This window comes from Arthrobacter sp. 05N428_2 (assembly GCF_056397065.1).
Genome location: NZ_JBFTMR010000001.1, coordinates 83,565 through 96,598, shown reverse-complemented (window position 1 = coordinate 96,598; position 13,034 = coordinate 83,565). Strand labels below are relative to the sequence as shown.

Genomic DNA, 13,034 nt, shown 5'->3' with positions numbered 1-13,034 from the left:
CTTCCCCGGCCTAGCGCAGGAGCACCCGTTGGTCTAGCGGAATGGTCATCGTGAAACCGAACCAGGCCCAGATGGCGGCATCGGGGGCATCGGCCGGGACGAACTCCGTGCGCAGCTCCAGCACCGCGCCGATCCGCACGACATAAAGAACGCTCCGCAGCCCGGCATCGTTCCGGGCGGCGACCGCTGCAGCGGCGCCGTCGAAGACCGCGACCGTCAACGGCGTCTCCCCGGCGACGAACAGCGCCCGGCGCAGGAGCCGGACGTGACGCAGGGCGACAATGCCTGAACCATCCTGGAGGCCGGCCAGGGGCCTGTTCCCGGGGGTGCTCACCGAAGTGCCGGCGTGAAGCCCGTCGGCGTGCTGGGCTCCCGTGGTGAGCTTCTGGTCCTCCCACGCCACGGAGCGGAGCCCTGCCACCAGCAGCGAGCCAATCGCGGATTGCCTCGCATTCAGGCGCACCACCGGGTTCGCCGCCCCCAGCTCCCGCACGCTGCCGAAGTCCGGGGCCGGGAAGAGCCGGTCCGAGACCCCCGGGGCTGGGCGCTGTGCCGCTTGTGGGGCCGCCGCGCCGGCGGCGGGCCGGGTCCCGGCGGCGGCCCGGGTGGCCACCGACTGCGTGGGCACCGGGCCCAGGGTGAGTCCCGTGGAAGCCGGCCGGCCGGCCCCGACGTCGTGCGTCCGGGCGGCAGGCTCCGACGACGGCGGCGAGGGCTCCGGCTGCCGAACCGGCTTTCGGCGCCGGCTGAGGTAGCCGATATCTGTCCGCGCGGAGCTTCGATTCAATGCCATGCTCAGAGCTTCAACTGGAAGTCGGCGGCGACGGCCGCGAGCCCGGCCTCGTAGCCCTGGCCGAGGGCACGGAACTTCCAACCGCCGGCGTGCCGGTACAACTCGCCGAGAATCATGGCGTTGATCTTGTCCAGGTTGCCCAGGGCAACGCTGAAGCGCAGGAGCTCGCGGTTCTGCTCGTTCGCTACCCGCAGGTACGCGTTCTTGACCGCGGCGAAGGTGCCGGATCCCCGGACATCCGGATCCACGTAGAGCAGGACGGCGATCTTGGCGACCGACTCGGGCACCCTGTTGAGGTCGACGTCGATCTGTTCCTCATCCTCGGTTCCGGCGAAGGCAACGCTGCTGTCCGGGCTCGCGATCTGGTTGAAGAAGACGAGATGGTCATCCGACAGGGCGCGGCCGTCCTTTCCGCACATGATCACCATCGGAACCAGTTCGGCCTGCGGACCGCGGCTGGGGACCATGTCCCAGCCGATCCCCAGCAGCACCTTTTCCAGCCCGGGGTTCTCGGCAGTGAGGGCGGCATTGCTGCCCGCAACCATAGAAGCCACTAGCGTCCTTCCAAATGAAGACCATCAATATCGAATTTGTCCCGTAGGAACTGGCCGTGCACCGCCAGTTCCGTGACGGCCCCCGTGCGGACCTGGTTGTCCAGGTTTTTCACAGTCGAATAGAGCGTCTCGAGCTGCTCCAGCAGCCCCCTCGTCTCGGCCGACTCCTCGTGCCGCGACTCGGCGGCCAGCATCAGGTAGGCGCGCAACGGAGACGGCAGGTAGTCGGTAACGACGGCGTTCAACAGGACGCGCTGCTCCGTTGACGCCCCGGACCGGCCGATGTAACCGATCAGGGCGCGCAGGACGTCAACCACCTGCAACAGCTGCGAGACGACGACGGTCGGCAGCTCTGAGCCGCGCCCCAGCGCCATCCGCCTCAGCTCCTCGAGCGCGGTGCCGGTGACTGTCAGCTCATCGGCGGCTGGCCCGGCGGTGGAGCGGGATTCGGCGTCAGATACGGCAGCGGAGCCGGGAACTGCTCCGCTGCCGAACAACGCGCCAAAGAATTTTGCGACCATAGCCCGTAAGCCTAATTCTCAGGGGCGATGGCTGCTAATTCCCTTCCTGCTGACGCACCCGATCCAGGTACGGGCGGGCCCGTTCCAGTCCGGTTTCGAGAGCATGCACGGTGCCTTCCATGCTCTTGTTGGCCTGGGACCGGAAGGTGTCGATGGCGTCCATGGTCTGGAAGACGTTGTCGAAAGCCTTCTGCAGCGTTTCGACGCTGACCCCGGAACTCGCCGCCTGCTGGTGGATCCGCGCGGTCTGATCCTTAAGCATCTCGGAGGTCTTGAGGATCATGTTGTTCGTCGTCGTGTTGATGGCGTCGATCTGGTCCAGCACCATTTTCTGGTTGGCCAGGGCCTGTGCCACAATCACGGCGGTACGCAGCGCGGAGATCGTAGTGGTGCGCGCCCGCTCGACGCCCTTGATCAGTTCGGTGTTGTTTTTGCGGATCATGTCGATCGCCAGGTAGCCCTGCACCGAGACGGCCAGCTGGGTCAGGATGTCCTGATGGCGCTGGCGGATCGGATACAGCACGTCCGAGTCGAGCTTGCCCGCCTCTTCGATCTGGCCTTGCATCTTCATCTCGTCGATCCTGCTGGCCGTTGCAGTGTCCAGGGCCTTGGCGAACACCGCATATTCGCTCAGTCCCTGCATGGTCTCCCACAGCTGGGTCTTTTCCTGCGCGAGCGAGGCGTTGTCCTTGAGCAGCGCGTCCTGGCCAGCCATCAGGGACTTGATGATCTTGTCCAGCTGGGTCTGCGCACTCTCGTATCGCTGGAAATACTTCGCGAGCTTGTTGCCGCCCGGGATGATCCCCAGGATTTTCCGGCCGACGCCCAAGTCAGCGTTGTTCGGCGTCAGGTCCTCGACCGTCGAGCGGAGCTCACCCAGCGTTGAGGCAACCTGCACCTGGGCGCTGCTGCCGGACTTCTTCGCACCGGCCAGCGACGTCGATGACCGCTCGAGCAGCCGGCTGGAGGTGTTGGCGGAGGCCACCAGTTGCTGACCGCCCAGCCGGTTGATGCCGTCGATCTTGCTGGAGTACTCGGGGCTGAACGGGCTCATCGCCGACACCTCGCTGATGAAGGCGCGGGCCTGGGCGTTGATCTCCTGCTGGCGTTCGGCCGGCACCGGAACCATGCCGGGGGCGTCGTCGACCTTGACGATGTCGACGGTTTCCGGCGCGTTCAGTACCAGCGGCGTCGATGCCGCCGCCTCCGGCGGTGTCAGTTGCATACTCATGGGTCCGTCTCTCTTTCTATGGTCTGGGGTGCTTAGCCGAGCTGGACGCCGAAGTCCCCGGCGACGCCGGCGAGGCCGGTTGCGTAGCCCTGGCCGACAGCCTTGAACTTCCAGTCGCCGTTGTGCCGGTACAGCTCCGAGAAGATCATGCAGGTCTCCGGCGCCGCGTCCTCGCTCAGGTCGTAGCGGACCACCTCGGTGTCGTTCTCCGAGTTGACCACCCGGCAGTAGGCGGCGCGCACCTGGCCGAAGTTCTGCCGGCGGGCTTCCGCCTGGTCGATCGAAACCACGAAAACGATCCGCTCAACATCCGCACCAACGGCGGAGAGTTCGACGGCGATCATTTCGTCGTCGCCGTCGCCCTCGCCGGAGCGGTTGTCGCCCTTGTGGACGACCGAGCCGTCGGCAGCCGCCGGCTGGTTGTAGAAAATGAAGTCCGCCGAGCTGCGGACTTTGCCGTCGGCGCCGAGCAGGAGCGCCGAGGCGTCCAGGTCGAAGGCATCACCGGTGGTGGTGCGGGGGTCCCAGCCCAGGCCGACCAGAACCTTGTTCAGCCCCGGGTCGGCCTTGGTGAGCGAGAGGTTACTGCCTTTGGTAAGTGTCAGGCCAGCCATGGTTGTTCTCCTTGTTCAATCCAGTGAAAGTGCGGTGCATGGCCCGGCATGGCCGGGCCATGCACCGCTAGTCCAGCGAGATGCCGAAGTCCGTGGCCACGCCATGGAGGCCGGACGCGTAGCCCTGCCCCACGGCACGGAATTTCCATTCGCCGCCGTTCCGATAAAGCTCGGCAAAAATCATGCACGTTTCCGCCGCCGCATCTTCGGTCAGGTCGTACCGGACAACTTCGTTGTCCGATTCCTGGTTCACGACCCGGCAAAAAGCATCGCGCACCTGGCCGAAGTTCTGACGCCGCGCGTCGGCCTGGTCGATCGATACGACAATTACGATCTTCTCGATGTCCGACGCGACGGCTGCGAGGTCGATCAGGATTTGCTCGTCGTCGCCCTCCCCTTCGCCCGTGCGGTTGTCGCCCTGGTGCACTACCGAGCCGTCCGGCGTGGCCAACTGGTTGTAGAAGATGAAGTCCGCGTTGGAGCGGACCTTCCCGTCGGCCCGGACCAGCAGGGCGGAGGCGTCAAGGTCGAACTGTTCACCGGCGGTGGTCCGCGGGTCCCAGCCCAGGCCGATCATGGCCTTGCGGAGCCCCGGATCGGCTTTGGTCAGCGACAGGTTGCTGCCCTTACTCAGAGTCAGGCTGGACAAGAGAAACTCCTTCGTTTTGTCGTGTACATTCAACGGCGCAGGGGCGCCGGTTCAGTCGGGTTAAAGGGAAGCCGCTGCGGCGCCGCGGACTTCACCGGGCGTGCGCCCGTTGGCCGGGGTGCCGATGGCCTTGAAGTTCCAGACGTTGCCGTTCCGCGAAAGCTTGGACATCACCATCGCCGTATACCGGCCCGATTCGGTGAGGTCGTAGCGGGCGACCTCAGGGCTTCCCGCCACCGAGTCGTCGATCACGCGGCAGAACGCGTTCTGGACCATGTCGAAGGTCTGCTGGCTGTAGCTGGTGATGATAAAGACGATGTGCGCGACGGCTGGCGATACGCTCGACAGGTCGACCATGAGGGTCTCGTCGTCGCCGTCGCCTTCACCCGTCAGGTTGTCCCCCGTGTGCCGGATGGAGCCGTCCTTGCTGGTGAGCTGGTTGAAGAAGACGGTGTCCAGGTGCTGGCCGGCGGCGTCAAACAGGAGCGCGGAGGCGTCCAGATCGATCTCCACCGTCTTGGTCCCGCCGAAGAAACCCCGTTTGGCGGGGACCGCGGAGTCCCAACCCAAGCCCAACCGGACGTGCGTCAGCGAATCACCGTTCTGCTTGGTCAGTGACAGCGACTGGCCCTTTTGCAAACTCAATCCCATTGAAATGCCTGCTTTCCTAGTGGTGGCTGTGGTGTGTTGCGTCTAATGCTGGGTCGCTAGTTCTGCGCCGGCTCGAGTGGTTGGACCGGTTCGGCGGCGCTGGCCCTCTTGTTCCGGAGTACCGAGCCGGCAAAGGCGGCGCCGATGAACACGACGCCGATCAGGCCGGTCACGACCTCGTTGACCGGAACCACGATCGTGACCAGCAGGATGACGGCCAGGGCACCGATGGCCCAGTGGGCGCCGTGGTCCAGGTATTCGAACTCGTCCAGCGTGCCCTGCCGGACCAGGAATACGGTCAGCGAGCGGACGAACATGGCTCCGATGAAGCCGAGTCCGAGGGCGATGATGATGGGGTCGGACGTGATGGCGAACGCGCCGATGACGCCGTCGAACGAGAACGACGCATCGATGACTTCCAGGTACAGGAAGAGCATGAAGGCGGCCTTGCCGGCCAGCCGAGCGGCGCCGGAGGGACCCGAGTGAACCACCAGGTCTGCGTCCGCGGCATCTATGTCGCCGTCTTGATCGACGTCGAAGAGGTTTCCGAGGCCGTTCACGAGGAAGTATGTGATCAAGCCGAACAGGCCCGCGAGCAGGACGATGCCCTGCTTTTCGCCGGATACGGCACCGGCAACGGCCAGCACCACCATGCCGATCACCAGGGACGCGCCTTCGAGCTTGCCCAGCCGGGCCAGCGGGACCTCGAGGAATTTGATCCACTTGATGTCCCGGTCAGCGAGGATGAAGTCCAGGAACAGCATCAGCAGGAACATTCCGCCGAAGGCCGCGATCTGCGGGTGGGCTTCGTGCAGCAGGAAGCCGTAGCTACCCGGGGTGTGCGGATCGCCCTTTTCCATGGCCAGGCTGACGGCTTCAACAGGGTTCAGGTTGGCCGTGACGCCGACGATGAGCAGCGGGAACAGGATCCGCATGCCGAAGACGGCGATGACGACGCCCACGCTGAGGAACATCTTCTGCCAGAACGGGTTCATCCGTTCCAGGATCCGGGCGTTGATCACGGCGTTGTCGAAGCTCAGGCTGATTTCCAGAATGCCCAGGATGAGGCACAGGATCAGTGCCTGGGGTCCGCCGTACAGGAAAGCGACTACCAAAGCGACGAGGGTGACCCCGAACGACCAGCCGAAAGTCTTGAAGAACACGCTCGAACAACTCCTGAAACGAAAGGTCCTGGCCTGGCTACGCCGGCAGGATGCAGAAAACGTCCCGGAAGTTACCCCCAAGACTTCGTGCCCTCAGCATAACCGGCGGGTGCGACGCCCAATAGCCCGACGCCCTGCCTTCTTTATAACAAGAGCGCGTCATTCCAGTGGCTGCCTGGGGCCCGCACCGCCCTCAGATGGCGGTGAGCGGCGCCTGTCCCTCGTCGCCGTGCTGCTCCACGGCGCGGCGCTGCCGCAGCCGGTCCAACCGGTTCATCACCGGTGCCGTCGTCGCGCCGTGCAGCACGATGGACATCGCCACGACGAGTCCCACGAAGGCCCAGAGTTCGTGCGCCTGGGCGCCGAAGTTCCCGTGCGCCAGGGCGAAAGCGAGGTAGTAGAGAGAACCGATGCCGCGGATGCCGAAGAAGGAGATGGCGGTCCGCTCCCGCGGGCCCGTCTTGCCCCGGGCCAACCCGAGCCAGCCCGCCAGCGGGCGCACCAGGAGCAGGAAGGCCAGCGCAACCAGCACCTCGGTCCAGCCGATCCCGGCGAGCAGGCCGCGCGCGATCGCGCCGCCCAGCAGCACCAGGATGACCACCGTCATGAGCCGCTCGAGCTGCTCCACGTACGAGTGCATCACCCGGTGGAACCCGTGCGTCCGCTCGGCCGCCCGGATGGTGACGGCGCAGACGAACACCGCGACGAATCCGTAGCCCTCGATCATCTGCGTCACGCCGTAGGCCAGGAAGGTCGCCGCCAGCGCCACGAAACCCTCCGCATGGTTGGACAGCCGGACGCTCTCATGCCGGGCCGTGAAGAAGAGCCGTCCCAGCAGCTTGCCCATCGCGAGGCCCAGCAGCACGCCGATGCCGATCCGCCACAGCACATCCACGGCGAGCCAGTGCCCGAACCAGCCGGACGGCGCGGCGCCGACGAGACTGATGGCGATCGCGAGGTAGACAAAGGGGAACGCGAGCCCGTCGTTCAGCCCCGCCTCGGAGGTCAGCCCGAAGCGGATCTCGTCCTCCCGTCCGGTTCCGCCCTCCTCATCGGCCGGCTCGCCCACCTGCACCTCGGAGGCGAGCACCGGGTCCGTAGGGGCCAAGGCAGCCGCCACGAGGAGCGCCGCCCCCAGTCCGAGCCCGAGGAACCACAGTCCGAGCAGGGTCAGGCCGACGATGCACAGCGGCATGGCCAGGCCCAGCATCCGCCAGGTCGTGGACCACAGCCGCGGGCCCAGGGGCCGGTCCAGCGCCAACCCGGCGCCCATCAGCGAGATGATGACGCACACTTCGGTGAGGTGGGTGACGAATTCCCCGTACTGCAGCGGGTCGGGGTTCGGCAGGTCGGGGAGGAGGGCAAACGCCAATATCCCCGCGCCCAGGAACACCATCGGCATCGAGAGCGGAGCGTTACGCAGGAGTTTGGGCAGCACGGCCGCGATAAAGACGGCGATTCCGGCCGCGGTGAAGACAACGCTGGAAGCTTCGAACATGCGCACGCCCTCCTGCCGCAGCCGTGATGGCGCCTCGAAATGGGGCGGGGCACCGTCCCAACGGAACGGTGCCCCCTCGCCTCAAACTTATCCCGCTAAGGGCACATTATCGGCTTCCGTCAGGGAAGCCGCGCCGGACAGACTAGAATAGAGGGCGGCCAAACGGCCGGATTCTACGAAAGACCAGTCAATGAACACACACACCATGCAGACCGAGGCCTCTGACGCGACGTCGATCAAGCTCTCGTTTGCCAGTGCCCACGAAGTCCACCACGGCCTGGAAACCGCCGTCAACACCCTGATCGCCTCGGCCGTCCACGACCGCCGCTGCGGGATCCGGGTTACCCGCCACGAGGCTGGCGCCTACACGGTGGCGCTGGATGAAACCGTGCCCTTCGGCGAGACCCACGAAGACATGGCCGCCTAGCCGCGAGCCGGCAGACGCCGAGGGCCGGTGAGGGGTAGTCCCCTCACCGGCCCTTTCGTTGGTGCCTAGCTCCGCCGCACCTGCACGCCGTCGGACTTTAGGAACGACGCCGCTTCCGACTGTGCGCCCGGCACCAGCCAGAGCACGTTCCCGCTGGCCGAGACTTCTTCAACGTCTCCGGCCGCGAGCAACTGTGCGTGCTTGAGGATTTCGACCTGGTCCCCAGCCTTGAGGCTTCTCCAGTCGGAGACCGTGGCGGCGTACGCCGCGCGCCTGGCCATGACCGTCCCGCGTGCTTTCATGAACTTCTACCCCTTTGTAGGTCCCTGCCACAACGTCGTCGGTGTGGGCTTGCTCATATATTTACTACACTTCTTTCGCCGCCGCGGGCCGTGTGCCAGAACATTTTGGGGGTGGCGGAAAATCCCCGCCGTCGGCGTATTTTCTTTGCCGTCAGGCCAGATTTCCGACGGCGGATTCGGCCGCGGCCCGGATCTTGCCCGAGGCGACCAGCCGGTCGGCGGCCTCCAGCTCGGGGGACAGGAACCGGTCGGTTCCCGGCCCGTCCACCACCTCGCGCAGGGCCCCGATCACCGCGACGCCGGCCGGCCCCGGCGTCAGTTCGCCGCCGGAGAGCTGGGTGCGGATGTCCAGGGCCCGGGCTGCGGTCACGAGTTCGATGGCCAGGACCCTCCGCAGGTTCTCCACCGCCCGGCGCAGTTTGCGGGCGGCATGCCATCCCATCGAGACGTGGTCCTCCTGCATGGCCGAGCTCGGGATCGAGTCCACCGACGCCGGAACGGCCAGCCGCTTGTTGTCCGAGACCAGCCCGGCCTGGGTGTACTGCGCGATCATCAGTCCGGAGTCCACGCCGGGGTCAGCGGCGAGGAACGCCGGCAGCCCGTGTGAGCGTGCCGGGTCCAGCATCCGGTCGGTCCGGCGTTCGGCGATGGAGCTCAGATCCGCGACGCCGATCGCCAGGAAGTCCAGCACGTAGGCCACGGGGGCGCCGTGGAAGTTGCCGTTGGAGCTGACCCGGCCGTCCGGCAGGACCACCGGGTTGTCGATCGCGGCGGCCAGTTCGCGGGAGGCGACCAGGGCGGCGTGGTCCACGGTGTCCCGGATGGCGCCGGCCACCTGGGGTGCGCAGCGCAGCGAGTAGGCGTCCTGGACCTTGGTGTCGTTGATCCGGTGCGAGGCCACGATCGCCGAGTTGGAGAGCACCCGGAGCATGTTGTCCGCGGCGGCGGCCTGGCCCGGGTGCGGGCGGAGCGCCGCGTGCAACTCGGGCAGGAACACCTGGTCTGTGCCGAGCAGCGCCTCAACGCTGAGCGCGGCGGTGATGTCCGCCGTCGTCAGCAGCTGGCGGAGGTCCGCGATGGCCATCAGCAGCATGCCGAGCATGCCCTCGGTGCCGTTGACCAGGGCCAGGCCCTCCTTCTCCGCGAGCGTGACGGGTTCGATCCCGTGTTCGGCGAGGAGCTCGGCGACGGCGGGTTCCCCGCGGCCGCCGTACCGCACGCCGTCGGGTCCCTCGGCCTCGCCTTCGCCCATCAACACAAGGGCACAGTGCGACAGCGGGGCGAGGTCGCCGGAGCAGCCGAGGGAGCCGAATTCGCGGACCACCGGCGTGATGCCGGCGTTGAGGACATCCACCATGGTCTGCAGCACCACGGGGCGGACGCCGGTGCGGCCGGACGCGAGGGTTTTGGCGCGCAGGAACATGATGGCGCGGACCACTTCGCGCTCCACGGCCGGGCCCATGCCGGCGGCGTGGCTGCGGATCAGGGACTTCTGCAGCTGGGTGCGCAACTCTGCCGGGATGTGCCGGTTGGCCAGGGCGCCGAAGCCGGTGGAGATGCCGTAGGCCGGGGTCTCGCTGTGCGCGAGGTCGTCGATGTGGGCGCGGACCTTGGCGACGGCGTCGAGGGCGTCCTGGGCAACGCTCACCTGGGCGTCGTGGCGGGCGACGGCGACAACGTCCTCGGGGGTGACGCCGCTGGAGCCGAGGGTGACGGTGAGGGGTGAGTGCGTGGTGATGGTCATGATTCCTACTTCGTTATCGTCGACTGCTCCGTAACGGCCCTTTTGGAGGCTCAAAACGGCGTTTACGGAGCAATCGACGAGGATTTGCGGGCTTGGTTAGCGGGACTCTGGGGCCACGCGGACAGGGTTCCCTGGCCGAGCTTGCGAGGTGAGGGAGTCCGTGGGGAGCATGGGGATCCGGACACCGCGTTCGTTGGCGACCTCGACGGCGCGGTCGTAGCCGGCGTCGGCGTGGCGGATGACGCCCATGCCGGGGTCGTTGGTGAGGAGGCGTTCGAGCTTCTGGGCTGCGAGGTCGGTGCCGTCCGCGACGGAGACCTGGCCGGCGTGGATGGAGCGGCCGATCCCGACGCCGCCGCCGTGGTGGATGGAGACCCAGGTGGCGCCGGAGGCGGTGTTAAGCAGGGCGTTGAGCAGCGGCCAGTCGGCGATCGCGTCGGAGCCGTCGGCCATGGCCTCGGTTTCGCGATACGGGGAGGCGACGGAGCCGGAGTCGAGGTGGTCGCGGCCGATGACAATCGGTGCCTTGACCTTGCCCTCCGCCACGAGACGGTTGAACAGCAGCCCGGCCTTGGCGCGGTCGCCGTAGCCGAGCCAGCAGATCCGGGCCGGCAGACCTTCGAATTCGACCCGCTCTGCGGCGGCGTCGAGCCAGCGGTGCAGGTGCTTGTTCTCCGGGAAGAGCTCTTTGATGGCCTTGTCCGTGACCGCGATGTCCTCGGGGTCACCGGAGAGCGCCACCCAGCGGAACGGGCCGAGGCCCTCGCAGAACAGCGGCCGGATGTAAGCCGGGACGAAGCCGGGGAACTCGAACGCGCGGTTGTAGCCGCCCTTGCGGGCCTCGTCGCGGATGGAGTTGCCGTAGTCGAAGACTTCGGCGCCGGCGTCCTGGAACTCGACCATGGCTGCCACGTGCCTGGCCATCGAGGCCTGCGCCTTTTTGGTGAAGCCTTCCGGGTCGGCCGCGGCCTCGCGGTGCCAGTCTGCCACCGTGATGCCCTCGGGCAGGTAGCTGAGGGGGTCATGGGCGGAGGTCTGGTCGGTGACGATGTCGACCGTGAGTTCGCCGGCGTTGTGGCGGCGCAGGATCTCAGGGAAGACCTCGGCGGCGTTGCCCACGTAGCCCACGGACCAGCCGCGGCGCTCTTCCTTGGCTTTGAGCACCTTGGCGATTGCGGCGTCGAGGTCCGTCTCTACCTCGTCGAGGTAGCGCTTGCCGGCCCGGCGGCGCAGGTGGCTTTCGTCGACGTCGACAATCAGGCAGGCGCCGTCGTTCAGGGTGACGGCGAGCGGCTGGGCGCCGCCCATGCCGCCGCAGCCGCCGGTGAGGGTCAGGGTGCCGGCCAGGGTGCCGTTCTCATCCCCGGTGAGCTTGCGCGCGATCGCGGCGAAGGTCTCGAAGGTGCCCTGCAGGATGCCCTGGGTGCCGATGTAGATCCAGGAGCCGGCGGTCATCTGGCCGTACATCATCAGGCCCTCGGCCTCGAGCCGGCGGAATTCGGGCCAGTTCGCCCAGTCGCCCACCAGGTTGGAGTTGGCCAGCAGTACCCGGGGCGCCCATTCGTTGGTGCGGAAGACGCCGACCGGCTTGCCGGACTGGACCAGCAGGGTCTCGTCCTTCTCCAGAGTTTCGAGGGTGCGGGTGATCGCGTCGAACGCGGCCCAGGACCTGACGGCGCGCCCGGTGCCGCCGTAGACCACCAGGTCATCGGGGCGCTCGGCGACCTCGGGGTCGAGGTTGTTCATGAGCATGCGCAGCGGGGCTTCCGTCTGCCAGCTCTTGGCGGTGAGCTCGGTGCCGCGGGTTGCTTTGACCGGGCGGGCACCGGTGGTGAAATCGGCGGGTGCCATGGAGACTCCTTAGTTGGCTGGACGGTCCGGGGAAGCGGTTCTGTCTTAACTAAAGCGCGTGGGGTGTGCCTGAAACAGGGGGTCTCCGCGGTCGCTGTCCGGGATGCCAGACCCAACTAACTCGCATTACTTGTCGCTTTGGGCGCCCAAAACGGCACTTACTGCGAGCTAGTTGGGGCCGGGCGGCCATGGATCCGGACCGAGAGATCGTCGGCGGCTTTCTTGACCCGCGCGGCCAGGACCGGCCACTGCTCCGCGGGCAGCTTGTCTTCCAGGAACGTCACGGCGACGGCGGCCGTCGGCCAGCCCGCATGGTCAGTGACGGCTGCCGCGATCGAGCCGAAGCCGGGCGTCACCTCGCCGTGTTCGGTGGCGTAGCCGCGCTGCCTCACCTGGTCCAGGTGCGAGGACAGCGCGGAGTACTTCATGATGGCGCCTTCCATCTCATGCCGGGCGGTGAACGCGGCGGCATTTGGGTACAGCGCGCGAACCTGCGACTTGGGCAGCGCCGCCAGGATGGCTCGGCCGCTGGCGGTGAGATGGCTGGGCAGCCGGACCCCGACGTCGGTCACCAGCGACGGGCGGTTCTTGGCCCGCTCCTCCACGATGTACAGCACGTCCCGCCCATGCAGCACGGCCAGGTGTGCGCTCTCGCCGATCGCGTCCACGAGCGAGGCCAGCAACGGCCGGCCGAGCCGGGACAGCGGCTCTTGCCGCGAATAAGCCGAACTCAGTTCGAAGGCGCTGATGCCGAGGCCATAGCGCTGTTCCTCGTGCAAATGGAGGACAAACCCGTTCGCTTCCATCACCCCGAGCAGGTGGTAGACGGTGGAACGCGGCAGGTCGAGAGCCGTGGCAATGTTCGACGCCGCCATCGGGCCGCGCTTGGAGGCCAGCAGCTTCAGGATCCGCAGGGTGTTCTCGGCGGCCGGAACCTTGGACGCCGGCCTGGCCGGCGAGGAGTTGGTGCTGGCGGTTGGCATGGGTTCCTCTTCGATGTCGGGCGGCGTCGGGGCAGCGGCGCGGCGGCGGCGCC

14 protein-coding genes are annotated in these 13,034 nt (G+C 67.0%); 1 reads left to right on the top strand and 13 read right to left on the bottom strand.

The window, feature by feature from the left end:
* Nucleotides 1-10: 10 nt before the first annotated feature.
* The 9 genes from AC1DGI_RS00465 to AC1DGI_RS00425 form a co-directional block, all read right to left on the bottom strand.
* Nucleotides 11-793, bottom strand: a complete 783-nt coding sequence (locus tag AC1DGI_RS00465; protein ID WP_476897352.1) for a hypothetical protein — start codon at nucleotides 791-793, stop codon at nucleotides 11-13.
* 2 nt (nucleotides 794-795) lie between these two features.
* Nucleotides 796-1,338: a TerD family protein gene (locus tag AC1DGI_RS00460; protein WP_476897517.1), complete on the bottom strand. Its 543-nt coding sequence runs from the start codon at nucleotides 1,336-1,338 to the stop codon at nucleotides 796-798.
* Nucleotides 1,339-1,346: 8 nt separating this feature from the next.
* Nucleotides 1,347-1,868 carry a hypothetical protein gene (locus AC1DGI_RS00455; RefSeq protein ID WP_476897351.1) on the bottom strand — a complete coding sequence of 174 codons (522 nt, stop codon included), beginning with the start codon at nucleotides 1,866-1,868 and terminating at the stop codon, nucleotides 1,347-1,349.
* A gap of 34 nt (nucleotides 1,869-1,902) precedes the next feature.
* Entirely contained in the window at nucleotides 1,903-3,099 is a 1,197-nt protein-coding gene (locus AC1DGI_RS00450; RefSeq protein WP_441402206.1) for a toxic anion resistance protein, read from the bottom strand.
* Between the two features lie 32 nt (nucleotides 3,100-3,131).
* A complete protein-coding gene (locus tag AC1DGI_RS00445; RefSeq protein WP_476897350.1) occupies nucleotides 3,132-3,713 on the bottom strand; it encodes a TerD family protein in 582 nt (193 codons plus the stop codon).
* A gap of 67 nt (nucleotides 3,714-3,780) precedes the next feature.
* On the bottom strand, nucleotides 3,781-4,362 hold the full coding sequence (locus tag AC1DGI_RS00440) for a TerD family protein (protein ID WP_441402289.1): 582 nt from the start codon (nucleotides 4,360-4,362) through the stop codon (nucleotides 3,781-3,783).
* 60 nt (nucleotides 4,363-4,422) lie between these two features.
* Nucleotides 4,423-5,013 (bottom strand): TerD family protein, encoded by a 591-nt coding sequence (locus tag AC1DGI_RS00435; RefSeq protein ID WP_441402290.1) that lies wholly within the window; start codon nucleotides 5,011-5,013, stop codon nucleotides 4,423-4,425.
* Nucleotides 5,014-5,069: 56 nt separating this feature from the next.
* Nucleotides 5,070-6,176, bottom strand: coding sequence for a DUF475 domain-containing protein (locus AC1DGI_RS00430; protein ID WP_476897349.1), 1,107 nt, complete (start codon nucleotides 6,174-6,176; stop codon nucleotides 5,070-5,072).
* 193 nt (nucleotides 6,177-6,369) lie between these two features.
* Nucleotides 6,370-7,674 (bottom strand): cation:proton antiporter, encoded by a 1,305-nt coding sequence (locus AC1DGI_RS00425; RefSeq protein WP_476897348.1) that lies wholly within the window; start codon nucleotides 7,672-7,674, stop codon nucleotides 6,370-6,372.
* A 190-nt stretch (nucleotides 7,675-7,864) separates the two neighbouring features.
* Here AC1DGI_RS00425 and AC1DGI_RS00420 point away from each other — a divergent pair, with 190 nt between their 5' ends.
* Entirely contained in the window at nucleotides 7,865-8,101 is a 237-nt protein-coding gene (locus tag AC1DGI_RS00420) for a hypothetical protein (protein WP_441402293.1), read from the top strand.
* A gap of 65 nt (nucleotides 8,102-8,166) precedes the next feature.
* On the opposite strand, the gene AC1DGI_RS00415 is transcribed toward AC1DGI_RS00420, so the two are convergent.
* The 4 genes from AC1DGI_RS00415 to AC1DGI_RS00400 form a co-directional block, all read right to left on the bottom strand.
* Nucleotides 8,167-8,403 (bottom strand): hypothetical protein, encoded by a 237-nt coding sequence (locus tag AC1DGI_RS00415; RefSeq protein ID WP_476897347.1) that lies wholly within the window; start codon nucleotides 8,401-8,403, stop codon nucleotides 8,167-8,169.
* 151 nt (nucleotides 8,404-8,554) lie between these two features.
* Entirely contained in the window at nucleotides 8,555-10,147 is a 1,593-nt protein-coding gene (gene hutH / locus AC1DGI_RS00410; RefSeq protein ID WP_476897346.1) for a histidine ammonia-lyase, read from the bottom strand.
* Nucleotides 10,148-10,243: 96 nt separating this feature from the next.
* Entirely contained in the window at nucleotides 10,244-11,998 is a 1,755-nt protein-coding gene (locus AC1DGI_RS00405) for a urocanate hydratase (RefSeq protein WP_476897345.1), read from the bottom strand.
* 158 nt (nucleotides 11,999-12,156) lie between these two features.
* Nucleotides 12,157-12,981, bottom strand: coding sequence for an IclR family transcriptional regulator (locus tag AC1DGI_RS00400; RefSeq protein ID WP_476897516.1), 825 nt, complete (start codon nucleotides 12,979-12,981; stop codon nucleotides 12,157-12,159).
* Nucleotides 12,982-13,034: the final 53 nt, after the last annotated feature.